This is a genomic window from Methylobacterium sp. E-016 (assembly GCF_022829745.1).
Classification (GTDB): domain Bacteria; phylum Pseudomonadota; class Alphaproteobacteria; order Rhizobiales; family Beijerinckiaceae; genus Methylobacterium.
Genome location: NZ_JAKSYF010000019.1, coordinates 1 through 678 on the forward strand (window position 1 = coordinate 1; position 678 = coordinate 678).

Consider the following 678-nt stretch of genomic DNA (forward strand, 5'->3'; position numbering starts at 1 on the left):
CCGATCGCCGTCGAGCTGCATCTGCGGCTGGTAGTGCAGCTGGAACTCGCGGCGGGCGAGCGCCTGACGCATGTCGAGCTCCAGCCGGCGGCGCGCCTGCATGCGCGCGTCCATCTCGGGCTCGAAGAAGCGGTACGTGCCACGTCCGTCGAGCTTGGCACGGTACAGGGCCAGGTCGGCGTTCTTCAGGAGCGTTTCGTCGCTATCTCCATCACTGGGCGCCAGGGCGACGCCGACGCTGGCCCCGATCGTCAGGAGGTGCCCGTCGATCATGTAGGTTCGGCCGATCAGGTCAACGAGGCGCCGGGCCAGGGCCTGCGTGTCGCTGGCTTCACGGACGCCAGTCTGCAGGATGACGAACTCGTCGCCGCCGATCCGCGCCACGGTATCGGTGGGCCGCACAGTTGAGCGCAACCGATCGGCGACCTTCTTCAGGAGCGCGTCGCCGACCGGGTGGCCGAGCGTGTCGTTGACGGGCTTGAAGCGATCGAGGTCGACGAGGAGAAGCGCGCACTTCTCGCCGTTGCGATGGAGGCGCACGAGGGCCTCGGAGAGTCGTTCCTGCAGGAGCAGCCGGTTCGGCAAGCCGGTGAGCGGATCCTGGCGTGCCGCCTCGTCGGCGCGCGCCTCGCTGGCCTTGCGCGCGCTGACGTCCTCGATCGTCGCGATCCAACCCTG

Annotated in this window: 1 protein-coding gene; it reads right to left on the reverse strand. The window is 68.9% G+C overall.

Going from position 1 to position 678, the window contains the following annotated elements:
• On the reverse strand, positions 1-678 hold a 678-nt coding region (locus tag MKK68_RS01065; RefSeq protein ID WP_244027804.1), incomplete at both ends, for a GGDEF domain-containing protein.